A 24,338-nucleotide genomic window follows, 5' to 3' on the forward strand; every position below is an offset into this window, starting at 1 on the left:
CGCGCCAGCGGGGATAAACCGATGATTCTTTAGCCATTAATCACTGAGAAGGTGTGTTCCCCGCGCCAGCGGGGATAAACCGATGTGTCCGCAATTGAGCGTTTCTCGGCTGATGTGTTCCCCGCGCCAGCGGGGATAAACCTACATCATTCAGCCCCTTGCACAACGCAATGGCGTGTTCCCCGCGCCAGCGGGGATAAACCAACCATTTAACTCACTGGATTTCGTGTACAGCCGTGTTCCCCGCGCCAGCGGGGATAAACCGATAACCAATTTGTTGGATATCGTAAGGATGAGGTGTTCCCCGCGCCAGCGGGGATAAACCGTGCAGGGTTTGGGGGTACGATGGTGCAGAGGCGTGTTCCCCGCGCCAGCGGGGATAAACCGAAAACCAAAAGGATTAACTTGCGTTTAATTCAGTGTTCCCCGCGCCAGCGGGGATAAACCGTGTGGCGTTACGTTCGTCATTTGTAGTCACTGGTGTTCCCCGCGCCAGCGGGGATAAACCGCATCGTGACGTTTGAATTTGTTAATGACAAAAGTGTTCCCCGCGCCAGCGGGGATAAACCGTGACGGCAGTCAGGGCTAAACCAGGCCAGACCGTGTTCCCCGCGCCAGCGGGGATAAACCGATCGCTATATTTAGCCCGCAGCTCACTAATAAGTGTTCCCCGCGCCAGCGGGGATAAACCGGCCTGGCTGGACAGCGAACTAAACACAGAAGAGTGTTCCCCGCGCCAGCGGGGATAAACCGAATGGAAAATCTGCAATAGCGGCGGCCGTTGGGTGTTCCCCGCGCCAGCGGGGATAAACCGCGCTGGCTAGGAAAATCCGTATTGCTCACCGGGTGTTCCCCGCGCCAGCGGGGATAAACCGCGCCTGTCTATGAATGGCAAGGAAACGCAGCGGTGTTCCCCGCGCCAGCGGGGATAAACCGTGTTTGAGGTCGATCAGGCCCAGCTTCAGATCGTGTTCCCCGCGCCAGCGGGGATAAACCGCCACGGCAATGGCACCGGCCACTAACACCCCAGTGTTCCCCGCGCCAGCGGGGATAAACCGATCTGCAACCAGGCGGCACGCGCTTAATTTTCGTGTTCCCCGCGCCAGCGGGGATAAACCGCGGCTTTTTTTGTGCCCGCGATTTGTCGTGGGGTGTTCCCCGCGCCAGCGGGGATAAACCGGGTAAGCAAAATGGGCTTGTGACCTGGAATGAGTGTTCCCCGCGCCAGCGGGGATAAACCGACGCTTTAATCGATTTCTGAACGCGGCGCAGGCGTGTTCCCCGCGCCAGCGGGGATAAACCGACGCGAAACCTGAACCATTCAGATTGGACAAAGTGTTCCCCGCGCCAGCGGGGATAAACCGAAAACTGCACCGCCGCTGCCACTGAGTTTGCTGTGTTCCCCGCGCCAGCGGGGATAAACCGGCGCAGAATTTACAGGTGTCACTGTTGTCCGGGTGTTCCCCGCGCCAGCGGGGATAAACCGGGCGTGGTGTATATCGGTCTTGATGCGTTGTCGTGTTCCCCGCGCCAGCGGGGATTAACCGGTCACGAGGTCTGACGCGGATGTGATGAGTTAGTGTTCCCCGCGCCAACAAGGATAGCCGTTGCATAATCATAATCTGTGTACCAGTAATGGCTGCTACAAACCTGTAAAGTAAAAAGGCCGCGTTTTCCCGGGGAGGCTTTTATACAGGAGAAGGCCATGGCGTTAAGGATCAGGGTATTGCTCGAAAATCATAAGGGAGCTGGAGCGGATAAATCGTTGAAGGCCCGGCCAGGATTAAGCCTGTTGGTCGAGGATGAGTCTACGTCTATCTTGTTCGATACCGGCCCTGATGGCAGTTTTATGCAAAACGCGTCGGCGATGGGGATCGACCTGTCCGATGTGTCTGCTGTGGTGCTTTCGCATGGTCATTACGATCATTGCGGCGGCGTGCCGTGGCTTCCTGACAACAGTCGAATCATCTGCCATCCCGATATTGCGCGCGAACGTTATGCGGCAATGACTTTTCTCGGTATTACCCGAAAAATAAAAAAATTGTCGTGTGAGGTGGACTATTCACGCTATCGAATGATGTACACGCGTGACCCCCTGCCGATTGGCGAAAACTTTATCTGGTCAGGGGAAATACCGGTGGTCGCGCCTGAAGCCTACGGCATTTTTGGCGGCCACGATGCGGAGCCGGACTCTATTTTGGATGAGGGCGTACTGATTTACCAATCGACAAAAGGATTAGTCATCATTACGGGATGCGGGCATCGGGGGATCGCAAATATTGTCCGGCACTGTCAGAATATTACTGGTATAAAGCGGATTTACGCGCTTGTCGGCGGATTTCATCTCCGCTGCGCATCACCGTTCACGCTGTGGCGAGTCAGGCGCTTTCTGCAAGAACAAAAACCTGAAAAACTATGCGGTTGTCACTGTACAGGGGCCTGGGGGCGGTTGTGGCTACCGGAAATAACCGCACCTGCAACCGGTGATGTGCTGCGTTTTTAACACCGCGCGCTGGACAATGTTTTCACTGATAAAACGTCGTGTGGATAGGCTGGAATCAATTTGCCATCCAGCCCACGCGTTAATAAACCTTATTCGCCGCGATAGACGCAGCCGGCTGTACAGGTCTCTTTCACCATCACGGCGCTCAGTAGCGGCACGACGGGCTTAACCTGATCCCAAATCCATTTTGCCAGCACTTCGCTGGTGGGATTGGACAGCCCTGGAATATCATTCAGATAGTAGTGATCAAGACGATCGTAAGTCGGTTTAAACGCCGCTTTGAGATCCGCGAAATCCATAATCCAACCGGTATGCGGATCGACTTCACCGGTAATTTCGAGACGCACCATAAACGAGTGTCCGTGCAGGCGGCCGCACTTATGCCCTTCAGGCACGTGAGGCAGGCGGTGAGCGGCTTCAAAGGTGAAATCTTTATACAACGTGGTGGACATGATGAACTCTCAGGCAATAAAAAAACCGCCGTAGGGTACCGGAAAGCGCATTTTTTATCATTAACTAAAACCATTCTCCGCCTTGTGACGGGCAATTAATTTAAGAATTTCCAGAAAATTTAATAATTATCAATCAATTATAAAATCGATTTTGGCGTTAATAACGATAACTAAAACAGGTTAGTTCATTTGGTTATTTGTTATTTCCAACCCTTCTTTAATTGTTATTCCTCTCACCGTTACCCTTATCCTTAGTTTGGGATTTATCGCTTATACACTTCATCCTTCAAGCCGCATCTGTGTTGACTGCGTTTACTCGCCCCAGTCACGTATTTATGTACGCTCCTGGGGCGCGATCAGCTTACAGTCTGGCTACAGCGAACTTGAATGATTTTGTGTATAGATCCGCTTTGCTTACTGGAACATAACGACGCATGACGACACCGGCTCCACTGACTGGGTTGCTTCCGCTTAATCCGGAGCAACTGGCGCGCCTTCAGGCCGCGACAACCGACCTTACTCCCGAACAGCTTGCCTGGGTCTCCGGCTATTTTTGGGGCGTACTGAACCCGCGCTCAGGCGCTGTTGCCGTCACGCCTGCTCCTGAGGGGAAGATGCCGGGGGTTACGCTTATCTCCGCTTCGCAAACCGGCAACGCGCGTCGTGTGGCGGAAGCGCTGCGTGATGATCTGCTGGCGGCCAACCTTAATGTGACACTGGTGAACGCCGGCGACTACAAATTCAAACAGATTGCCAGTGAAAAACTGCTGGTGATAGTGACGTCCACCCAGGGAGAAGGCGAGCCGCCGGAAGAGGCCGTCGCGCTGCATAAATACCTGTTCTCGAAAAAAGCGCCGAAACTGGAAAACACCGCTTTTGCCGTGTTTAGCCTCGGCGACACCTCTTATGAATTTTTCTGCCAGTCCGGAAAAGATTTCGACAGCAAACTGGCGGAACTGGGCGGTGAACGTCTGCTCGACCGTGTCGATGCTGACGTTGAATATCAGGCAGCTGCCAGCGAATGGCGCGCCCGCGTGGTTGATGTTCTGAAGTCCCGCGCACCTGTCGCGGCACCTTCGCAATCCGTCGCTACTGGCGCGGTAAACGACATCCACACCAGCCCCTATACCAAAGACGCGCCGCTGACCGCGACCCTCTCCGTGAATCAGAAAATCACCGGTCGCAACTCGGAAAAAGACGTTCGTCATATTGAGATTGATTTAGGCGACTCCGGTCTGCGTTACCAGCCGGGCGATGCGCTGGGCGTCTGGTATCAGAACGATCCGGCTCTGGTGAAGGAACTGGTTGAGTTGCTGTGGCTGAAAGGCGATGAGCCGGTGACGGTTGATGGTAAAACCCTGCCGCTCGCCGAAGCGCTGGAGTGGCACTTCGAGCTGACGGTGAATACCGCCAACATTGTTGAGAACTACGCGACCCTGACGCGCAGTGAGTCGCTGTTGCCATTAGTGGGCGACAAAGCGCAGCTCCAGCACTACGCCGCGACCACGCCCATTGTTGATATGGTGCGTTTCTCTCCGGCGCAGCTGGATGCTCAGGCGCTAATCGACCTGCTGCGCCCGCTGACGCCGCGTCTGTACTCTATCGCCTCTTCGCAGGCGGAAACTGAAAACGAAGTCCACGTCACCGTTGGCGTGGTTCGTTATGACATTGAAGGCCGCGCCCGCGCCGGTGGCGCCTCCAGCTTCCTCGCCGACCGCGTGGAAGAAGAGGGCGAAGTGCGCGTCTTTATTGAGCATAACGATAACTTCCGCCTGCCAGCGAACCCGGAAACGCCGGTCATTATGATTGGCCCTGGTACCGGCATCGCGCCGTTCCGCGCCTTTATGCAACAGCGTGCGGCGGAAGGGGCGGAAGGCAAGAACTGGCTGTTCTTCGGCAACCCGCACTTTACCGAAGATTTCCTCTATCAGGTGGAGTGGCAGCGCTACGTGAAAGAAGGCGTGCTGAGCCGGATCGATCTGGCCTGGTCACGCGATCAAAAAGAAAAAATTTACGTACAAGACAAGCTGCGTGAACAGGGCGCCGAGCTGTGGCGCTGGATCAATGATGGCGCGCATATTTATGTCTGCGGCGACGCCAGGCGCATGGCCGCAGATGTCGAAAAAGCATTGCTGGAAGTGATCGCTGAATTCGGCGGTATGGACCTCGAATCGGCAGATGAATATTTAAGTGAGCTGCGCGTGGAGCGCCGTTATCAGCGAGATGTCTACTAATGAGCGAAAAACATCCAGGCCCACTGGTGGTCGAAGGTAAACTGTCCGATGCCGAGCGCATGAAGCTGGAAAGCAACTACCTGCGCGGTACCATTGCGGAAGATCTGAACGACGGTCTCACCGGCGGTTTTAAAGGCGACAACTTCCTGCTAATACGCTTTCATGGCATGTATCAGCAGGATGACCGCGATATTCGCGCCGAGCGTGCGGCGCAGAAGCTGGAGCCGCGCCACGCCATGCTGCTGCGCTGCCGTCTGCCGGGCGGGGTGATTACTACGACGCAATGGCAGGCGATCGATAAATTCGCGGCGGATAACACGATTTATGGCAGTATCCGTCTGACCAACCGTCAGACCTTCCAGTTCCACGGCATTCTGAAGAAGAACGTTAAGCCGGTGCACCAGATGCTGCACTCGGTGGGGCTGGATGCGCTGGCAACCGCTAACGACATGAACCGTAACGTGCTGTGCACCTCCAACCCGTACGAATCGCAGTTGCACGCGGAAGCCTACGAGTGGGCGAAGAAGATCTCCGAACATCTGCTGCCGCGCACCCGTGCGTATGCGGAGATCTGGCTCGATCAGGAGAAGGTCGCGACCACTGACGAAGAACCGATCCTCGGCGCAACCTATCTGCCGCGTAAATTTAAAACCACGGTGGTGATCCCGCCGCAAAATGATATCGATCTGCACGCCAACGACATGAACTTTGTGGCGATTGCCGAGAACGGCAAGCTGGTCGGCTTTAACCTGCTGGTGGGCGGCGGTCTGTCTATTGAGCATGGTAATAAGAAAACGTATGCCCGTACCGCGAGCGAGTTTGGCTATCTACCGCTGGAGCATACGCTGGCGGTGGCGGAAGCGGTGGTGACAATCCAGCGTGACTGGGGGAACCGTACCGATCGTAAAAATGCGAAAACCAAATACACGCTTGAGCGCGTCGGTGTCGACACGTTCAAAGAAGAAGTGGAGCGTCGCGCGGGGATCAAATTCGAGCCGATCCGCCCGTATGAGTTTACCGGTCGCGGCGATCGCATCGGTTGGGTGAAAGGGATCGACAACAACTGGCACCTGACGCTGTTTATCGAAAACGGTCGTATCCTGGATTATCCGGGGCGCCCGCTGAAAACCGGCCTGCTGGAGATCGCGAAGATTCATCAGGGCGAGTTCCGTATTACCGCTAACCAGAACCTGATTATTGCCAGCGTGCCGGAAAGTCAGAAAGCGAAGATCGAGACGCTGGCGCGCGATCATGGGCTGATGAATGCGGTGAGCGCGCAGCGTGAAAACTCAATGGCCTGTGTATCGTTCCCGACCTGCCCGCTGGCAATGGCGGAAGCCGAGCGTTTCCTGCCGTCGTTCACGGACAAAGTGGAAGCGATTCTGGAAAAACACGGTATTCCTGATGAGCATATCGTGATGCGCGTGACCGGCTGCCCGAACGGCTGTGGTCGCGCGATGCTGGCGGAAATTGGCTTAGTAGGGAAAGCGCCTGGTCGTTATAACCTGCATCTTGGTGGCAACCGCATCGGGAGTCGTATCCCACGGATGTATAAAGAAAATATCGCCGAGCCGGATATTCTGGCCTCGCTGGATGAACTGATTGGGCGCTGGGCGAAAGAGCGTGAAGCGGGTGAAGGCTTCGGCGACTTTACGGTGCGTGCGGGCATCATTCGCCCGGTGCTCGATCCCGCGCGTGATTTCTGGGAATAACCTGAATTGCCGGATGGCGTCTGTGTAGGCCTGATAAGCACAGCGCCATCAGGCAAGGCAAACAGTGAGGAACTCATGTCCCAACTCGATCTCAACGCATTGAATGAACTGCCAAAAGTCGATCGCGTAATGGCTCTGGCGGAAACCAACGCCCAACTGGAAAAACTGAGCGCCGAAGAACGCGTGGCCTGGGCGCTGGAAAATCTGCCCGGCGAATACGTGCTCTCCTCAAGCTTTGGCATCCAGGCGGCGGTGAGCCTGCACTTGGTGAACCAGATTCGCCCGGATATCCCGGTGATCCTCACCGATACCGGCTATTTGTTCCCGGAAACCTACCAGTTTATTGATGAGCTAACGGACAAACTCAAACTCAACCTGAAAGTTTACCGCGCGGGCGAAAGTCCGGCCTGGCAGGAAGCGCGCTACGGCAAGCTGTGGGAGCAGGGCGTTGAGGGCATTGAGAAATACAATGAGATCAACAAAGTCGAGCCGATGAACCGGGCGCTCAAAGAGTTAAACGCGCAGACCTGGTTTGCGGGTCTGCGTCGCGAGCAGTCCGGTAGCCGCGCGCATTTACCCGTTCTCGCTATCCAGCGCGGCGTGTTTAAAGTGCTACCGATTATCGACTGGGATAATCGCACCGTTTACCAGTACCTGCAAAAGCATGGCCTGAAATACCATCCGCTGTGGGATCAGGGCTATCTGTCGGTGGGCGATACGCACACCACCCGCAAGTGGGAGCCGGGCATGGCGGAAGAAGAGACACGCTTCTTCGGGCTGAAGCGCGAGTGCGGGCTGCATGAAGGGTGATTGTCCTTACGCGGTATGATTATACTTGCTGTTATGAAAAATCCGGCAGGCAGCCGGATTTTAAATTGGTTATATACCCAAAATAATTCGAGTTGGTTAAAGGCGGCAAGGGAGTGAGTCCCCAGGAGCATAGATAACTATGTGACTGGGGTGAACGAGCGTAGCCAACACATAAGCAACTTGAAGTATGAAGGGTATATTACTGACTATCTTTATGTCAGTAATATATTACGACTGCACCCATCTTTACCAATGTGCAAAGAACGTTCATGGGTTAGATATAGTTTTTCAAGAATTACATCAATAAACATTTTTTTTGCATGATAGTCGTTATAATCCTGATTAAGTTTTTTTAAAAAACCAGAATTTGTTGGTTTAAACTCTGAAAACGGTGAATAGCTATGTAGTAAATAGGAGATGCACGGATGCATCATGCTAAAAGCGACTTCACCTTGTACCTCCTGATAACCTATTTTGCAAAACTGAGTCGTAGGCTCAAAGTTACCGGCATTAATACAGGCCAGCATTGATTTTTCATCTGCAGTAAGTGAGTCCTGCCATTCGACAAGCGGGTGGTCTGGAGCCTCTGCGGGACGCATCATCTCATAAACCGCCGTTTTGATTTGTGCATTTCCCGTCACTTCTTTTCGTAGAGTTGAAATCGACTCCTGAAGTAATTCCGGGTGCCAGGTCATCTTCGCACCAATCACCTCACATATTTGTAAAAATAATTGTCTCTCCTCTCTACTCATAGATTCTATCACTGCATCATCTGATATATTAAGGATGTCCTTAATATTGCTTTGGCTGATCACCGTGTCGCCGACCATAAGTAAAAATTGTGTCTGAGAAGCGTCCATCTTGATAGTAAACAGATCTTGATGAGCCGGGCAGGCCAGATGTTGTAGCCGTTTAAAGGCGTAAATTTTATTTATATCCTCTACGTTAACTTCCATCTCTCCAGGTTCACCACGGCCCTGCCCGTGAATGATGGAGTGTAACACTTCCAGCGCATGGTCCTTTTTTTCCGCTCTAAAATGATCCTGGACTTTATCCCAGCCCCCCATATGGATTGCTTTTTCTTTATCTGCGCTTAACAGATGAGCAAGCCGACTTTCATTAAGCGTATAATTTTGATGATTACCGAAGCTTAAAGTGACTGGCATAATATTTTCCTTCAAATTTATATTATTCAATATCCGGAGTAAAATATATCGTTCAATTCTCTCTTTTTTATTAAACAGATAAAGTTTACTACAGGAGAGAATTTGAACGACATTATTAATACAGCACATTTATGGTTGGTAATCCTTTGTGGTGACGATAATTCAGACAAAAGGTAGATGATTCGCCGAAAATGGTCGTTTTTTTTAAATTTTGGTTTGTCATGAATGGTGTTGATGCTGAGAGATAAAGTATGATGAAATGAAGTAGTTAAATTTAATTAATTAAAGGTATTCATGGAAATGGATGTAGATAGAGAAGCTACAAAGATTTTAGTGAATCTAATGTAATAACTTCTCTATACAACGGAGTTAGAATAATACCTGTTATCCAACCAATCCAAAACGTTTACTGTAATAGCTAGCTTCTCCGGCATCAGATACCAGCACAATCTGTCCGGAAGGGCGATGGTGGCGTTTTCTGAAACAGGCTAATGTTTCCTCATCTGGACATTGGAATGTACCAGAATTTTTTTGCCACCATGATTTTCGGACGGATAAGCGACTTTTTTCCCAGCAGAAATCTATTTCATCAACTAAAGGGCGTAGCTGTCCATCAATGTCTTTTCTGGCGAGATAAACATCAACACTCTCTTCACCCAGACGGGTAGAAAATTCTCTATCTTTATCCCATAAAAAGTCGCTGGCTTCTCGATCGTAACCGAGATCGTAACGTAATAAATTTTGCGCAGCCACTGAACGTTGGCTAAGGACTTTGCCAAAGGCAACGTCAGAGATCGTCTGCAAGCCTGCTGGCGCAGCAATTTTCTGCTCGTATACGCCGTCAACGAGTGCTCTGGCATTATCCGGCATACGGATCTCACCATGTTGACGCAGCAGCGCCTGTGTACGCCACAGGCAGGCATGATCGGCGTAAACAAAGCCGGTACCTTTTAGCTCTTGCCCCAACCAGCCCTCTTCTGCCTGCTCCTGCCAGTGAGGGGCCAGAATATGCAATACTGGTGGCTGGCGTTCATCCGGAAGCGTAGATTTTCGTTGCCCATGGGCATCGCGGATATGGCGTTGCAGGCGACCGGCGCGCTGGATCAATAAATCAATCGGCGCCAGATCGGTGATCATCCAGTCAAAGTCCAGATCGAGACTTTGTTCAACGACTTGTGTGGCGATTAATACCTTACCACGTCGTTCAGAAACGGGGGCATTGTTACCAAACCAGTTTAACGTTTTATTTTCAATAGCAATACGATCGATAAAAGCAAAACGGCTGTGGAAAAGCAAAAGATCCTGCTGTGGAACGATTCCCTCGTGTAGCAACTGCTGGTAAGTATCCAGCGCATCATCAACCGTGTTGCGGATCCAACAAATGCACTGTCCGGTTGCCACAACGCGATAAATAATGTCCAGTGCTTCCTGGCGCTGCTGTATCCAATTAACGGCTACAGTCCTTTGGACTTCGGGACGTGTGGCCAGTGGTTGCTCTAACAGACCGGAGGAAGTGAGGTGGCTTAACCATGGATAACCCGCGTTATCGCTACCACCAGCGCTCATAAATCCCGCGCCATCGCTAAACGCATTAAGTAATTTTTCCCGTAAAGCGGCGGGAAGAGTGGCGCTCAGAATAATAGCGCTACCGCCCTGGGCGGCATGGAAGCGCAATAAACCTTCCAGCAATTTAACCATATAACCATCATAGGCGTGCACTTCATCCAGCAGCAGGATTTTGTCGCGCATCCCTAGCAATCGGAGTGATTGATGGCGAAAAGGCATCACCGCCATTAAGAGTTGATCCAGAGTACCTACGCCGACTTCCGCCAGCAGCGCTTTTTTGCGTGAATCTGCAAACCAGGTATGGCACTCAGTAGTCGCGTTGCCATCATCACGGGCATAATCTTCAGCTATATTTTCTGTTGGCTGCCAGATGGATTGTCGGAAAGAGTCCGACATTTCTCGCCCACCGTGTGCCAGGATGAGCGATGGCCTGGACTCATCGGTAAATAGCGCATGATAAGCCGATGCCAGGCGCTGATACATGGCGTTTGCGGTGGCCATTGTCGGCAACCCAACGTAGAGACCGTGGCCTTTATTGGCTGACATTAAGCGGTGAGTCAGAATCAGCGCGGCCTCTGTTTTGCCTGCTCCGGTAACGTCTTCCAGGACAACCAGTTGTGCACCGGGTGCTGAAATATCCAGTTCGCTTGCTCGTTGTTGAAGAGGGGTGAGTGTCTGAATGAACGGAAATAATGCCCGGTGATCTTGATAATGGCTGTGCTGAGATAACGGCGGCATTCGGAGGATGGCCTGTTGGGCTTTTTCACAAGCGAGAGGCCAATAATCTTTCAATGGCATGGCGCTGCTGAGCAGTGGAAACTGGCTTTCATCCGAGCCCATCCAGTCGGCAAGGGTGACAAGCCCAGCGAAAAACCAACTGTGCTGTTTTAAACATTTTCTCCCTGCTTTGGTTTTCCACTCCTGAGGTAGAGTGAAAGGAAATAATTCACTTAATGCTTCCAGATAATGCGTTGCTGCGACAATGTCTTCATCGGTGAATGCCAGCGAGCTTCTGTTTTTCATGGTGTCCGGCGGGATGCCATGGTGCCCGGTGCTAATAAGCATCCAGCTATTTAAAGCGCTTTCAAACCTGTTGCGGTTTTCTGGTTCAATGCCTGCGATAATTTCATTACTTCCTGAACTCCACGCTTCAAATAATTTACCCCATAAATAGAAGCCTAAGGAATCATGTCTCTCAAATGCGGAAACACCGCTAACGGGAGAGACTAAGGGAGAGTCTGGGAATTCGGCGTATTTTTGAAATCCTCTGGCGAATTTTCCGATATCGTGGCTGGCAAGAAACCAGATTATCCAGTTTTCTGCATTTGTACCGATTATTCCACATTTTTCTAAGATACTTCTAGAGTCAAAAATATTATTTTTAATTATGTAATAACCACAGGCAGCAACATCAAGGCAATGGTATGCCAGTAAATGATAAGGGGGGGTTATATCTTTGTTTGATTTATTGGTTTTCCCCCAATACCGGAGGTAGTTCAGATATTCCATCTGCGTCATCTTTTTCCTGTTGGGAGGAGGGTACAATGACGTCAATTTTAATGTGAGATAAGAAAAGTTGGCTAGGTGTTTTTGGGTTCAGCCAAGGTTATCCCCGCTGACGCGGGGAACGTCGTTTGAGGCTACCAAGTAGCCGGTTCATCCCTGCGCTCGCCTCGCGGGGAACTTACAGGAAAAGGATAGCACAAATTATAAATGCAATTGGTCTGAGTTTTGGGTGTCATATGAGGTACCATGTAGCCTTATGTTTGAGGTACCATGTAGCCTTAAAATTTTCTTTGATCATTTGAGATCATGTTGCTACCATCACTTCAACAGAAAGGCCCCAGTGTTGAGGTGGTTTCTGGATATAGAACGTCCAACACCGGGGCAGCTTCGACAACTGCATCTTACTATGGAATGGGCGTTCAGATCATCAGTGCCTGAAAAGGAAGCGATAAATGATGGTTTCTTTGACGTTCAGTCATGAGGAAATGATGTTGATGTTTGCATTTCTCTTGGCCGGTTTGAGGCGTTTGTAATGCACTGGCCCTTTGGGGCCAGTTATTCTGGAGAAACTGGATGAATTTAATTACGGAAAAATGGCTTCCCGTCATATTCTCAAGCGGCGAAAAAACGAGAATATCATTACGCGATCTTCTGGATAACCGCATTCAGGATCTTGCATACCCCCGGCCCGATTTCCAGGGGGCAGCATGGCAAATGCTGATTGGTATTTTACAATGTACCATCGCGCCGGAAGATAAAGAAGAATGGGCGGATATCTGGCATGACGGTATCGAATTCGAACAATGGGAGAAGGCGTTAAATACGATTTCTCTGGCTCTACAGTTCGGCGAGCAAAAACCTTCCTTCCTGCAAAGTTTTGATCCTCTCGATAGTGAATATGGTTCTATTGCCGGGCTGCTGGTGGATGCGCCGGGCGGTAATACGCTCAAGCTCAATAAAGATCATTTTGTAAAACGTGGCAATGTGGAGCAAATTTGCCCCCACTGCGCGGCGATAGCGCTATTTGCGATTCAAACCAATTCACCTGCCGGCGGGGCGGGTTACCGGGTAGGGATGCGCGGCGGTGGTCCGCTGACTACGCTGGTGGTACCGCAGGAAGAAGATAAATATCCACTATGGAAAAAACTTTGGCTTAACGTTTTGCCGCAGGAAGAGCCGCCGAATGTTACACAGCATCCACTCATTTTTCCCTGGCTTGCGCCGACGAAAACCAGCGAAAAAGCGGGAAATGTGGTCACGCCGGATAACTCGCACCCATTGCAAGCCTACTGGGGGATGCCGCGACGCATAGAACTGGATTTCACTCACACTGTGGCAGGTATCTGCGATTTGTGCGGGGAGCATCACGAATCACTGCTACTGCAAATGCGTAGTAAAAATTATGGCGTTCAGTACGACAGTTGGCTACATCCCTTCTCCCCATATCGGCAGGCATTGAAAGATCCATCCGCACCCTGGCTGGCGTTTAAAGGGCAGCCGGGCGGGTTAAGTTATAAAGACTGGCTGGGGCTGATGCTTAATCGCGAGGATAAGTTCAACAAAATGCAGCCTGCGAAGGTCGTTCGTGCCGCCGGACAGCGGAACAATATGAGCCTGTGGTGTTTTGCATTTGATATGGATAACGCCAAGGCTCGCTGTTGGTATCAGCACCGAATTCCGCTCATTAGCGTTTCCCATGAAGAGCAATTTCTCGCTGCACTTAACACCGTGCTGGTGCTGGCATCAGAAGCGCTGTCACTGCTGAGAAATGCGCTAAAAAGCGCCAAATTCGATTGTCCGAAAGAAGCCAAAATGGATTTCAGTATGGTGGATATCGCCTTCTGGCAGGAAACCGAACCCGCTTTTCGGGAGTTGCAAGAGGCGCTGGCTGTCGATCCGCTTCGGCAGGATACGCAGACTCGTCACGCAGTAAGTCAGTGGGAGGCGGAATTAGCACACTATCTATTTCACGTTTTTGACCGTGATGCCCTGACCAACCCCGACTGCCCGGACGATATCCTGCAGCGCCAGCTGACGGCCCGACAGGATTTAGCCAGCAGTTATCGTAAACATAAAGCGCGCAAGGATGTGTTGGCGCTGGTCGAATAACAGAAGGAAGCCAAATATGCTGAACAGCAATACCGCAGCGTTATGCAGAATTCTCCACCCCGATGCGCAGAAGGCGCTACTTGACTGGTTTGCTACGTTGTCTGAGCGTTATGAGCGCAAGGATGGTAAACGAGTCAACGGTCGCGTCTGGCGGGCTGAGTTGAAAAGAATGGCGCCGCCATATGGCGTAATGATATGTGAAGGGTATGACGCCCTCCGCCAGACGCTGCTTAAACATATGCGACTGCAACCTCTTGATGAGATGGCTCTGGCGCTGTTTGTCAGCGTCGCTGTGCATATTAAGAGTCATAAGGAGAATATTAGTTTCGCTGCGCAGTTAGGGGAAAAGCTTAACGGTTCTACGCCGTGCGTTTCTGTTCTGCGTTTTGAACGTTTGCAAAAAGCGTCCGACCCGGAAACATTTTGCCAGTTGTTGATTCAGGCAGTGAAGATTCGCGGTACGGAGGGGGTGAATGTTCTTTCACTTGCCGATGGCATTTTCCTGTGGATGGAAGAGTGGCAACGACGCGAAAACCATCAGCCGGAATTCCGTACCCCCTTTGAACGAAATCGCATCCGTTGGGCGAACGAATATCTTTCCACGTCGCGTGGCAAATAATCATTTTTAGAAGGATTTGATAATGACAACTTTTATTCAACTGCATTTATTGACTGCTTATGCGCCCGCTAACCTGAACCGTGATGACTCTGGGCGACCGAAAACAGCGTATATGGGCGGCGTAGAGCGTCTGCGCGTATCATCGCAAAGCCTGAAACGCGCCTGGCGCGTATCGGAAACCTTTGAAGGCGCGATGGATGGATTTATGGGTAAGCGTACTCGTCGAATTGGCGTGGATTATGTTTATCGTCCGATGATTGCCGCTGGCGTTACCGGGAAAATAGCGAAAAGCGCAGCGGAGAAAATTGCTGCGCAATTTGGCAAGTTAAAGAGTGATAAAAATGCGCCCGAAGAAAAAAATCTCGAAATTGAGCAGATCGTTCACGTCAGTAACCATGAAATTAGTTTGATTAAGCAACTGGTTGATACGCTAATTGCCGACAAACGCGAACCTAACGATGAAGAAGTGGAGTTGTTGCGCAAAGAGCAGCGTAGCGTAGATATGGCGCTGTTTGGCCGTATGCTGGCGTCATCGCCTGAGTTCAACGTCGAGGCTGCTTGTCAGGTATCCCATGCGTTGGGCGTAAGTGCCGTGACCGTTGAGTCTGATTTTTTCACCGCCGTTGACGATCTGAATAATAAAGAGGAAGACGCAGGTTCCGGGCATATGGGCGAGCAGGGTTTTGCCTCGGCGCTTTTCTATACCTATGTCTGTATCAGCCGCGATCTGCTGGTGGAAAACCTGGGTGGTAACGAAGAACTGGCGAAGCGTACTATCGCGGCACTCACTGAAACAGCGTTAACCGTCTCGCCAACCGGTAAACAAAACAGCTTCGCTTCTCGTGCCTATGCCACCTATGCGTTGGCCGAAGTCGGGCAAAAACAACCGCGTTCTCTGGCGGCGGCATTTTTCCAGCCAGTGCGCGATACCGATCAAATTCCTGCGGCAATAACCCGTTTAAAACAGCAGCGCGCCAGCTTCGATAGCGTATACGGAAACTGTGCAGACGATTATCGCGAGTTGAACGTTCAGGAAGGTACGGGATCTCTGGCGGAATTACTGGCCTTTGTTAGCCAGTAAGGATGAATAATGAAGGAATATCTGGTTTTTCAGCTTTATGCGCCGCTGGCGTCGTGGGGGGAAGAAGCGTCTGGCGAGATTCGCCACTCAGCTACGGTTCCCACGCGCTCTGCGCTATTGGGTCTGCTTGCCGCAGCGTTAGGAATTCGTCGCGACGAAGAAGCGCGGCTGAATAACTTTAACCGGCACTATCATCTGGCGGTGCACGCGTTGGCTTCACAAGATCGTTGGCTGCGAGATTATCACACGGTTAGCGCGCCGCGAGAAAACAAAAAGTATCGTTATTACACGCGCCGGGATGAACTGACTCTCGCGCCGGATGAAGTGGGGACGCTTATCTCGCAGCGAGAATATCGCTGCGACGGCTACTGGCATGTGGCAATAAGCGCCACGCCTGATGCACCACATTCGCTTAGCGAATTGCGAGAGGCGCTGCTGACACCGCATTTTCCGCTCTATCTGGGGAGAAAATCCTGCCCGCTGGCGTTACCGTTAGCGGCGCGTTTAATGACCGGCACCTTAAAAGAGGTATTCACCCATGCTGTGGAGGAGATTTCCGCAGCAGAATTAAGTGGATTTACCCTGCGTGAGGGCATTTGTTATTGGGATGATCCTGATGAGGAGAGTCTGGTCTGGCAACAAAAGCAGCATAGCAATAACCAGCCAGTTAGCCGCCAACGCTGGCAGTTTGGCGGCTACACCCGCTTCAATGGGCCGTTGCAGGAGAGAACATAATGTATCTTTCTCGTATTCAACTCCGGTTTAATAATTTGCGACCGGAGATGTTGGCAAAGTGGAATTCAGCCAGGCCTTATGCCAGCCACCAGTGGTTATGGCAGCTCTTTCCGGAACAGGAATTGCGTCAGTTTCTGTTTCGCGAAGAGGCGCATGGCGGCTTTTTTATGCTCTCGGCAATACCGCCGTTATTGCAGCACTCCCTGTTTCTTATTGAAACCAAACCATTTAATCCGCAACTGACAAATGGTCTTGAGCTTGATTTTCAACTACGAGCTAACCCGGTGATAACCCGTAACGGTAAGCGCAGTGACGTGATGATGAACGCGAAACATCAGGCGAAGGCGAATGGTGTGGAGAAAGAGCGGTGGTGGGAGCTTCAACAGCAGGCCGCGCAGGCGTGGCTGGAACAACAAGGGCAGCAGCATGGTTTCCGGTTGATTGCACCGGAACCTGATGATTTCGCTATGTGGGCTGGTGACGAGTACAGTGAATTGCAGGCGCATTGTGGATGCGTGCAAGCGTATCAGCAGCATCGTTTTGTCCGTAAAGACCAGGAAACCCCAATCACTTTCAGTAGCGTTGATTTTAGCGGTGCGCTCTGTATCACCGATGCAGCACTGTTTAAACAGGCTTTATTTTCCGGATTAGGTAAAAGTAAAGCGCTGGGCTGCGGAATGCTGATGGTAAAAAGGAAACGCTGATGAGCTGGCTGCCGCTGAATCCCATCCCGTTGAAAGACCGTGTTTCGATGATATTTCTCCAGTACGGACAAATAGATGTGATCGACGGTGCGTTTGTGCTTATCGATAAAACGGGTGTACGTACCCATATTCCTGTTGGATCGGTGGCCTGCATCATGCTGGAACCGGGGACGCGGGTTTCCCATGCCGCCGTGCGACTTGCGGCAACGGTGGGTACGTTACTGGTGTGGGTGGGGGAAGCGGGCGTACGCGTTTACGCTTCGGGGCAGCCTGGTGGTGCCCGTTCCGACAAATTGCTTTATCAGGCGAAACTTGCACTGGATGAAGATTTGCGGCTGAAGGTCGTGCGTAAAATGTTTGAATTACGTTTTGGCGAACCCGCGCCGAGCCGTCGTTCTGTAGATCAATTGCGTGGTATTGAGGGGAGCCGTGTGCGGGCAACCTATGCACTACTTGCTAAGCAGTATGGCGTGAAATGGCAGGGACGTCGCTACGATCCGAAAGACTGGGAGAAAGGCGATGTCATTAATCAGTGTATCAGCTCGGCAACCTCCTGCCTCTATGGCGTAACGGAGGCGGCAATACTGGCTGCCGGATATGCGCCCGCGATTGGATTTGTGCACACCGGCAAGCCGCTTTCTTTTGTCTATGATATTGCCGATATCATTAAATTTGAGACCGTTGTACCGAAAGCATTTGAAATTGCGCGACGTAATCCTGCCGAGCCTGATCGTGATGTCCGTATTGCCTGCCGGGATATCTTCCGCAGTGGAAAAACATTGGCGAAATTGATTCCTCTTATTGAAGATGTTCTCGCGGCAGGGGAAATTCAACCGCCGTTACCTCCTGAAGATTCACAACCCATAGCGATCCCTCTTCCTGTTGCGTTGGGAGATTCCGGTCATCGGAGTACCTAACGATGAGTATGCTGGTTGTCGTTACCGAAAATGTTCCTCCTCGTCTGCGGGGGAGGCTGGCCGTCTGGTTACTGGAAATTCGAGCTGGTGTGTATGTTGGTGATGTTTCCGCAAAGATCCGCGAGATGATATGGCAACAGGTTTCCGTTCTGGCAGATGAGGGAAATGTTGTTATGGCGTGGGCGACAAATACAGAATCAGGTTTTGAGTTTCAGACTTTTGGTGTAAATCGACGTATTCCGGTAGATCTTGATGGACTGCGATTGGTGTCGTTTCTACCTGTTGAAAATCAATAAGTTAGAGATCTTTAAAAATTAGGAAAAGTTGGTGGTTTTTTTGTGTGCTAAAAAAGTATTTAAATTCAATTGGGTAGATTTAGAGTGTTCCCCGCGCCAGCGGGGATAAACCGCGTGCAGGGGGTTAAATAAAGAACACGCTGACGTGTTCCCCGCGCCAGCGGGGATAAACCGATGAGCTTATCCGCGTGATCGGATTCATCAGCGTGTTCCCCGCGCCAGCGGGGATAAACCGCATCTGGCCTGTAGTTCGGGCCGTGTAAGATGGTGTTCCCCGCGCCAGCGGGGATAAACCGCGATCGGTAATTCTATGGCCGTGCCGGTGATGGTGTTCCCCGCGCCAGCGGGGATAAACCGGGCGCGTTTTGTCGTCTTTTGCCGCCATTGCAGTGTTCCCCGCGCCAGCGGGGATAAACCGGCGATCCTGGGGAAAGAATAGCCCCAGGTGCTGTGTTCCCCGCGCCAGCGGGGATAAACCGGGATCGGCATGGTTATTCATTTTCACGGCTTGGTGTTCCCCGCGCCAGCGGGGATAAACCGCACTGCTAACACCGCTATTGCTGTGATAAATAGTGTTCCCCGCGCCAGCGGGGATAAACCGATGCCCGGGAGGAATACTACTGCGAGCCGAAGGTGTTCCCCGCGCCAGCGGGGATAAACCGACCAGTTTAGTCGCGGGTGCAGCAACTCATTTGTGTTCCCCGCGCCAGCGGGGATAAACCGACTGCGTGACGCCGCCATCAGAAATGTTAATAGTGTTCCCCGCGCCAGCGGGGATAAACCGGCCATTGAAATCATTAACAGCGATAAAATTTGGTGTTCCCCGCGCCAGCGGGGATAAACCGGCGGGTAAAAATGCAGACTGATATCAAACGCAGTGTTCCCCGCGCCAGCGGGGATAAACCGCGGATCATATAGGTGAGAATTTCTTCTTTTTTGTGTTCCCCGCGCCAGCGGGGATAAACCTCAATCCTCGCCCCATTCATCGCAGTACGCATCGTGTTCCCCGCGCCAGCGGGGATAAACCGAGAAAATCGACAACATGACGGACGCCGACTACGTGTTCCCCGCGCCAGCGGGGATAAACCGCCCCGGAAGTGGCCGGGGAAACAAGGCAAGTCGTGTTCCCCGCGCCAGCGGGGATAAACCGTACCAGGATACCCTGAAACGCTACCGTGTCCCGTGTTCCCCGCGCCAGCGGGGATAAACCGCAAACATGACAGTAAAACGCCGGATTGATGTTGTGTTCCCCGCGCCAGCGGGGATAAACCGTATGGAAATCAAGGCGCTGGCAGACGGGGAGTGTGTTCCCCGCGCCAGCGGGGATAAACCGGACCAGATTAAAAAAACGGGCTGGACATGGGGGTGTTCCCCGCGCCAGCGGGGATAAACCGTCTGGCAGTTGCGACAATAACTATGTGTATTAGTGTTCCCCGCGCCAGCGGGGATAAACCGCTGGCATAGTCTTTTGCAATAGCGATAGCAGTGTGTTCCCCGCGCCAGCGGGGATAAACCGCAGCTGCGGTCCGGCGTTATCGTCAGACCAGCGTGTTCCCCGCGCCAGCGGGGATAAACCGAAGACAACTCCTGTCTTTCCATCACTCGAAGCGTGTTCCCCGCGTCAGCGGGGATAAACACGTTTCACCAGCATATCAGGACGTTTTTTCCGCCTTCGCCAGCTCTTTTACCAACGGCAGCATTATCCGCACTACATCGCGGCTACGGCGCTCAATTCGCCCAGGCAGCGCCTTGTCAATATGCTGTTGATTATCAAGCCGTACGTCGTGCCAGCTATTGCCGTTCGGGAAGGATGCATTTTTCACGCGTTGCTGGTATCCGTCTTTTTTACCCAGATTCCAGTTCGTCGCCTCAACAGAAAGCACCGATATTCCCGCTTTATCGAAAACCTCCGCATCATTACAGCAACCCGTTCCTTTGGGGTAGGATGGATTGCGTCCCGGATTGGTGTTGGCGGCGATACCATAACGGCGCGCAATCGCTAATGCCCGATCGCGGGTCAGTGTACGCACCGCTTCAGGCGTATTTTTCCCGCTATTAAAATAGAGCTTGTCGCCAACAATCAGGTTATCGAGATTAATCACCAGCAGCGTATTTTTCTTCTCAGCGTCACTCATTCGTTTGAGTAAATTTTCCGCGCCTAGCTTTCCCTCTTCTTCCCCGCTGGTGGCGATAAAACGAATCCCGTAATGGGTCGGTATATCTTTCAGACGCGCCGCCAGTTCCAGCATAACGCCTAATCCCGCGGCATTATCATCCATTCCCTGTAACGTTAAACCGCCCAGATTGGCATCGACATCAGCGTCGCTCTGCGGAGCGTACGTATCCAGATGCGCCATAATGATGATCTGTTGCGGCACGCGCCCTTCATGGGCGGCGATGACCGTACTGCCCGTCACGTTATGCCAGTTTTTGCGATTATCCTTCGTGGTATAAATAAATCGGCTATTAAACGTTCGAATATCGCTTTGGTATCCCATCTGGGTAAATTGTTGGCGTAAATAATCGGCAGACAACATCTCGGCGGGGGAGCCAGTCATTCTCCCGGGAAAAAAGGTGGCGATATGTCGTGCCTGAGTATTCGCTATTTCACCAGGCCCTGGTGATGCTGCTTGTGCAGGAAGGATAAAGCCTACGCCGAGCGCCAGAATGACGGCAAAGCGGCGCGTTGCGGAAAACATAATGAGTCCTTAAATACAGAACAAAATTTTACGGGGCTAGTATGAAACCGCGATCGTGTTAATACAATTTCATTTGCTCCTAAATGCTGGCAATCCGGTACGTTAAGCATTTTTTGATATTGGTTTTTGGGCCGCGTTATTCCTTTGAGGAACTACTCATTCCAATTCGTCATTTCATTCACTCTCCTGCGCTCCCTATAGTCGTGTAATCGAAATGTTTAGCAAAAAACGGTATTGCAAAGGAACGGTTATGGATCAAAAACGACTCACCCACCTGCGGCAACTGGAGGCGGAAAGTATCCACATTATCCGTGAAGTGGCAGCGGAATTCGCTAATCCGGTCATGCTGTACTCCATTGGTAAAGACTCCAGCGTCATGCTGCATCTGGCGCGTAAGGCGTTTTATCCGGGTACGTTACCGTTCCCGCTATTGCACGTTGATACCGGTTGGAAATTCCGTGAGATGTACGCCTTTCGCGATCGTACCGCCAACGCATACGGCTGCGAATTGCTGGTACATAAAAATCCGGAAGGCGTGGCGATGGGCATCAATCCGTTCGTTCACGGTAGCGCTAAACACACCGACATTATGAAAACCGAAGGGTTAAAGCAGGCGCTGAATAAGTACGGTTTTGATGCCGCGTTCGGCGGCGCACGGCGCGATGAGGAAAAATCCCGTGCGAAAGAACGTATTTACTCCTTTCGTGACCGTTTCCATCGCTGGGACCCGAAAAATCAGCGTCCAGAGTTGTGGCGTAACTATAACGGTCAGATTAATAAAGGCGAAAGTATACGCGTCTTCCCGCTCTCCAACTGGACAGAGCAGGATATCTGGCAATACATCTGGCTGGAAAACATCGACATCGTGCCGCTGTATTTGGCTGCTGAACGCCCGGTTCTGGAACGTGACGGCATGTTGATGATGGTGGATGACGATCGTATCGATCTCCAGCCTGGCGAAGTCATCAAAAAAAGGATGGTGCGCTTCCGTACACTTGGCTGTTGGCCGCTCACCGGGGCGGTGGAATCCCACGCGCAAACGCTGCCGGAAATTATCGAAGAGATGCTGGTTTCTACCACCAGCGAGCGCCAGGGGAGGATGATTGACCGCGATCAGGCGGGGTCGATGGAGCTTAAAAAACGTCAGGGGTATTTCTAAGGAGCCGCCATGAACACCATACTTGCACAACAAATCGCCAATGAAGGCGGCGTCGAAGCCTGGATGATGGCCCAACAACACAAAAGCCTGCTGCGTTTTTTAACCTGTGGCAGCGTTGATGACGGTAAAAGTACGTTGATAGGTCGTTTGCTGCACGATACCCTGCAAATTTATGAAGATCAGCTCTCTTCTCTGCATAATGACAGTAAACGTCATGGCACGCAGGGAGAAAAACTCGATCTGGCGCTGCTGGTAGATGGGCTACAGGCCGAGCGTGAGCAGGGCATTACTATTGACGTCGCGTACCGCTATTTCTCCACGGAAAAACGAAAATTTATTATCGCCGACACGCCGGGCCATGAACAATATACTCGTAATATGGCGACCGGGGCGTCCACCTGCGATCTGGCGATCCTACTGATCGACGCGCGTAAAGGCGTGCTGGATCAGACGCGTCGCCATAGCTTTATCTCCACTCTGTTGGGGATCAAACACCTGGTGGTGGCAATCAACAAAATGGATCTCGTTGACTACCGCGAAGAGACCTTCGCCCGTATTCGTGAAGATTATCTGACCTTTGCTGAACAGTTGCCGGGCGATCTGGATATTCGCTTTGTCCCGCTTTCGGCGCTGGAAGGGGATAATGTCGCCGCGCAGAGCGCCAATATGCGCTGGTACAGCGGTCCGACGCTGCTGGAAGTCCTGGAAACGGTAGACATACAGCGTGCGGTAGACCGTCAGCCGATGCGCTTTCCGGTACAATACGTCAATCGCCCGAATCTTGATTTTCGGGGGTATGCCGGCACTCTGGCGTCTGGTAGCGTCAAAGTCGGAGAGCGCATTAAAGTGCTGCCGTCCGGCGTGGAATCCAGCGTGGCGCGTATCGTCACTTTTGATGGCGATAAAGAAGAAGCCTGTGCGGGCGAAGCCATTACCCTGGTACTCAACGACGACATTGATATTAGCCGCGGCGATCTGCTGCTGGCGGCAAACGAGACGCTGGCACCTGCGCGGCACGCCGCGATCGATGTGGTATGGATGGCGGAACAGCCGCTGGCGCCGGGCCAAAGCTACGACGTTAAACTCGCGGGCAAGAAAACCCGCGCGCGTATCGAGGCTATTCGCTATCAGATTGATATCAACAATCTGACCCAACGAGACGTCGAGAGTCTGCCGTTAAACGGTATTGGTCTGGTGGAGATGACATTCGATGAGCCGCTCGCGCTGGATATTTATCAGCAAAATCCGGTGACGGGCGGGTTGATTTTTATCGACCGACTTTCTAACGTCACCGTGGGCGCTGGCATGGTGCGGGAACTGGACGAACGCGGAGCGACGCCGCCCGTGGAATACAGTGCGTTTGAGCTGGAGCTGAATGCGCTGGTACGCCGTCATTTTCCGCACTGGGACGCCCGCGATTTGCTGGGAGATAAACATGGCGCTGCATGATGAGAACGTGGTCTGGCACTCTCATCCCGTTACTGTCGCCGCTCGTGAACAGCTCCACGGCCACCGTGGCGTGGTGCTGTGGTTTACCGGACTCTCCGGTTCGGGAAAGTCAACGGTGGCCGGCGCGCTGGAAGAGGCGTTACATCACCGTGGCGTCAGTACCTACCTGTTGGATGGCGATAATGTGCGCCACGGTTTATGCCGTGATTTAGGCTTTAGCGATGCCGATCGCCAGGAAAATATCCGGCGGGTAGGCGAAGTGGCCAGTCTGATGGCGGACGCCGGCCTGATTGTTTTGACGGCATTTATTTCTCCGCACCGCGCCGAGCGGCAACTGGTAAAAGAGCGCGTCGGCCACGATCGTTTTATCGAGATTTATGTCAATACGCCGCTGGCTATCTGTGAACAGCGCGATCCTAAAGGGTTGTATAAAAAAGCGCGCGCGGGCGAGTTGCGTAACTTTACCGGTATCGACGCCATTTACGAAGCGCCTGACTCGCCACAGGTTCATCTTAATGGTGAACAATTAGTAACAAATTTGGTTTCCCAATTATTAGACCTGCTGAGACGGCGCGATATTATCAGATCCTGAGACACCACCGGGCTTGTATGCCCGGTATG

The 24,338-nt window shown here is 52.0% G+C and carries 18 protein-coding genes and 2 CRISPR repeat arrays (1 of these 20 running past the window's edge); of the genes, 14 read left to right on the forward strand and 4 right to left on the reverse strand.

Annotation, left to right across the window (positions count from 1 at the left end; genetic code table 11):
* A CRISPR array of direct repeats spans positions 1-1,547; the repeat unit is 29 nt; unit sequence GTGTTCCCCGCGCCAGCGGGGATAAACCG; it begins 8 nt to the left of the window's first position.
* Positions 1,548-1,705: 158 nt separating this feature from the next.
* On the forward strand, positions 1,706-2,503 hold the full coding sequence (locus NA197_RS06640; RefSeq protein ID WP_064042870.1) for an MBL fold metallo-hydrolase: 798 nt from the start codon (positions 1,706-1,708) through the stop codon (positions 2,501-2,503).
* 89 nt (positions 2,504-2,592) lie between these two features.
* Here NA197_RS06640 and queD read toward each other — a convergent pair whose 3' ends face one another.
* Positions 2,593-2,955 carry a 6-carboxytetrahydropterin synthase QueD gene (queD, locus tag NA197_RS06645; RefSeq protein WP_000108313.1) on the reverse strand — a complete coding sequence of 121 codons (363 nt, stop codon included), beginning with the start codon at positions 2,953-2,955 and terminating at the stop codon, positions 2,593-2,595.
* A 434-nt stretch (positions 2,956-3,389) separates the two neighbouring features.
* On the opposite strand from queD, the gene cysJ reads away from it, so the two are divergent.
* The 3 genes from cysJ (at position 3,390) to cysH (ending at position 7,711) form a co-directional block, all read left to right on the forward strand.
* On the forward strand, positions 3,390-5,189 hold the full coding sequence (gene cysJ, locus NA197_RS06650; protein WP_064042869.1) for an NADPH-dependent assimilatory sulfite reductase flavoprotein subunit: 1,800 nt from the start codon (positions 3,390-3,392) through the stop codon (positions 5,187-5,189).
* Positions 5,189-6,901 (forward strand): assimilatory sulfite reductase (NADPH) hemoprotein subunit, encoded by a 1,713-nt coding sequence (gene cysI, locus NA197_RS06655; RefSeq protein WP_064042868.1) that lies wholly within the window; start codon positions 5,189-5,191, stop codon positions 6,899-6,901. The genes cysJ and cysI overlap by 1 nt, the downstream gene beginning before the upstream one ends.
* Positions 6,902-6,976: 75 nt before the next feature.
* Positions 6,977-7,711 (forward strand): phosphoadenosine phosphosulfate reductase, encoded by a 735-nt coding sequence (cysH, locus tag NA197_RS06660; protein WP_000080405.1) that lies wholly within the window; start codon positions 6,977-6,979, stop codon positions 7,709-7,711.
* Positions 7,712-7,923: 212 nt separating this feature from the next.
* On the opposite strand, the gene sopD is transcribed toward cysH, so the two are convergent.
* On the reverse strand, positions 7,924-8,877 hold the full coding sequence (gene sopD / locus NA197_RS06665) for an SPI-1 type III secretion system effector SopD (protein WP_074181573.1): 954 nt from the start codon (positions 8,875-8,877) through the stop codon (positions 7,924-7,926).
* 384 nt (positions 8,878-9,261) lie between these two features.
* Positions 9,262-11,961 carry a CRISPR-associated helicase/endonuclease Cas3 gene (locus tag NA197_RS06670; RefSeq protein WP_064042866.1) on the reverse strand — a complete coding sequence of 900 codons (2,700 nt, stop codon included), beginning with the start codon at positions 11,959-11,961 and terminating at the stop codon, positions 9,262-9,264.
* A gap of 561 nt (positions 11,962-12,522) precedes the next feature.
* Between NA197_RS06670 and casA the strand changes: the two genes are divergently transcribed.
* From casA to cas2e, 7 genes are read left to right on the forward strand one after another with little or no spacing between them, the layout of a single operon-like run.
* Positions 12,523-14,058, forward strand: coding sequence for a type I-E CRISPR-associated protein Cse1/CasA (casA, locus tag NA197_RS06675; RefSeq protein WP_064042865.1), 1,536 nt, complete (start codon positions 12,523-12,525; stop codon positions 14,056-14,058).
* A gap of 16 nt (positions 14,059-14,074) precedes the next feature.
* Complete coding sequence (gene casB / locus NA197_RS06680; RefSeq protein ID WP_000935101.1) at positions 14,075-14,677, forward strand: type I-E CRISPR-associated protein Cse2/CasB; 603 nt, start codon at positions 14,075-14,077, stop codon at positions 14,675-14,677.
* 22 nt (positions 14,678-14,699) lie between these two features.
* Positions 14,700-15,758, forward strand: coding sequence for a type I-E CRISPR-associated protein Cas7/Cse4/CasC (cas7e, locus tag NA197_RS06685; RefSeq protein WP_064042864.1), 1,059 nt, complete (start codon positions 14,700-14,702; stop codon positions 15,756-15,758).
* Positions 15,759-15,767: 9 nt separating this feature from the next.
* Positions 15,768-16,493: a type I-E CRISPR-associated protein Cas5/CasD gene (cas5e, locus tag NA197_RS06690; RefSeq protein ID WP_000666424.1), complete on the forward strand. Its 726-nt coding sequence runs from the start codon at positions 15,768-15,770 to the stop codon at positions 16,491-16,493.
* The gene (cas6e, locus tag NA197_RS06695) at positions 16,493-17,197 is read left to right on the forward strand and encodes a type I-E CRISPR-associated protein Cas6/Cse3/CasE (RefSeq protein WP_000281412.1); all 705 of its coding nucleotides are present in this window, start codon (positions 16,493-16,495) and stop codon (positions 17,195-17,197) included. The genes cas5e and cas6e overlap by 1 nt, the downstream gene beginning before the upstream one ends.
* Positions 17,197-18,114 (forward strand): type I-E CRISPR-associated endonuclease Cas1e, encoded by a 918-nt coding sequence (gene cas1e, locus NA197_RS06700; RefSeq protein WP_000118674.1) that lies wholly within the window; start codon positions 17,197-17,199, stop codon positions 18,112-18,114. Before cas6e ends, cas1e begins: the two co-directional genes overlap by 1 nt.
* Before the next feature lie 2 nt (positions 18,115-18,116).
* A complete protein-coding gene (cas2e, locus tag NA197_RS06705; protein WP_000062282.1) occupies positions 18,117-18,410 on the forward strand; it encodes a type I-E CRISPR-associated endoribonuclease Cas2e in 294 nt (97 codons plus the stop codon).
* An 84-nt stretch (positions 18,411-18,494) separates the two neighbouring features.
* Positions 18,495-20,048: a CRISPR direct-repeat array (repeat unit 29 nt; unit sequence GTGTTCCCCGCGCCAGCGGGGATAAACCG).
* Positions 20,049-20,062: 14 nt separating this feature from the next.
* Here the strand turns inward: cas2e and NA197_RS06710 are convergent.
* Positions 20,063-21,109 carry an aminopeptidase gene (locus tag NA197_RS06710; RefSeq protein ID WP_000490481.1) on the reverse strand — a complete coding sequence of 349 codons (1,047 nt, stop codon included), beginning with the start codon at positions 21,107-21,109 and terminating at the stop codon, positions 20,063-20,065.
* 250 nt (positions 21,110-21,359) lie between these two features.
* On the opposite strand from NA197_RS06710, the gene cysD reads away from it, so the two are divergent.
* Genes cysD through cysC form a run of 3 tightly spaced genes read left to right on the forward strand, consistent with a single transcriptional unit; the run spans position 21,360 to position 24,309 of the window.
* Positions 21,360-22,268, forward strand: coding sequence for a sulfate adenylyltransferase subunit CysD (gene cysD, locus NA197_RS06715; protein WP_000372384.1), 909 nt, complete (start codon positions 21,360-21,362; stop codon positions 22,266-22,268).
* Between the two features lie 9 nt (positions 22,269-22,277).
* Complete coding sequence (cysN, locus tag NA197_RS06720) at positions 22,278-23,717, forward strand: sulfate adenylyltransferase subunit CysN (protein ID WP_001092269.1); 1,440 nt, start codon at positions 22,278-22,280, stop codon at positions 23,715-23,717.
* Positions 23,704-24,309, forward strand: a complete 606-nt coding sequence (cysC, locus tag NA197_RS06725) for an adenylyl-sulfate kinase (protein ID WP_001173659.1) — start codon at positions 23,704-23,706, stop codon at positions 24,307-24,309. Before cysN ends, cysC begins: the two co-directional genes overlap by 14 nt.
* Positions 24,310-24,338: the final 29 nt, after the last annotated feature.

The sequence above is a fragment of the Salmonella sp. NW884 genome (assembly GCF_051700745.1).
Taxonomy (GTDB): domain Bacteria; phylum Pseudomonadota; class Gammaproteobacteria; order Enterobacterales; family Enterobacteriaceae; genus Salmonella; species Salmonella enterica.

Coding starts and splice junctions, on each gene's coding strand:
- cysC (WP_001173659.1), top strand. CDS start 23,704: ATGGCGCTGCATGATGAGAACGTGGTCTGGCACTCTCATCCCGTTACT.
- NA197_RS06710 (WP_000490481.1), bottom strand. CDS start 21,109: ATGTTTTCCGCAACGCGCCGCTTTGCCGTCATTCTGGCGCTCGGCGTA.
- cysI (WP_064042868.1), top strand. CDS start 5,189: ATGAGCGAAAAACATCCAGGCCCACTGGTGGTCGAAGGTAAACTGTCC.
- cysH (WP_000080405.1), top strand. CDS start 6,977: ATGTCCCAACTCGATCTCAACGCATTGAATGAACTGCCAAAAGTCGAT.
- cas2e (WP_000062282.1), top strand. CDS start 18,117: ATGAGTATGCTGGTTGTCGTTACCGAAAATGTTCCTCCTCGTCTGCGG.
- cysN (WP_001092269.1), top strand. CDS start 22,278: ATGAACACCATACTTGCACAACAAATCGCCAATGAAGGCGGCGTCGAA.
- queD (WP_000108313.1), bottom strand. CDS start 2,955: ATGTCCACCACGTTGTATAAAGATTTCACCTTTGAAGCCGCTCACCGC.
- casB (WP_000935101.1), top strand. CDS start 14,075: ATGCTGAACAGCAATACCGCAGCGTTATGCAGAATTCTCCACCCCGAT.
- cysD (WP_000372384.1), top strand. CDS start 21,360: ATGGATCAAAAACGACTCACCCACCTGCGGCAACTGGAGGCGGAAAGT.
- NA197_RS06640 (WP_064042870.1), top strand. CDS start 1,706: ATGGCGTTAAGGATCAGGGTATTGCTCGAAAATCATAAGGGAGCTGGA.
- cas1e (WP_000118674.1), top strand. CDS start 17,197: ATGAGCTGGCTGCCGCTGAATCCCATCCCGTTGAAAGACCGTGTTTCG.
- casA (WP_064042865.1), top strand. CDS start 12,523: ATGAATTTAATTACGGAAAAATGGCTTCCCGTCATATTCTCAAGCGGC.
- cas7e (WP_064042864.1), top strand. CDS start 14,700: ATGACAACTTTTATTCAACTGCATTTATTGACTGCTTATGCGCCCGCT.
- NA197_RS06670 (WP_064042866.1), bottom strand. CDS start 11,961: ATGACGCAGATGGAATATCTGAACTACCTCCGGTATTGGGGGAAAACC.
- cas6e (WP_000281412.1), top strand. CDS start 16,493: ATGTATCTTTCTCGTATTCAACTCCGGTTTAATAATTTGCGACCGGAG.
- sopD (WP_074181573.1), bottom strand. CDS start 8,877: ATGCCAGTCACTTTAAGCTTCGGTAATCATCAAAATTATACGCTTAAT.
- cysJ (WP_064042869.1), top strand. CDS start 3,390: ATGACGACACCGGCTCCACTGACTGGGTTGCTTCCGCTTAATCCGGAG.
- cas5e (WP_000666424.1), top strand. CDS start 15,768: ATGAAGGAATATCTGGTTTTTCAGCTTTATGCGCCGCTGGCGTCGTGG.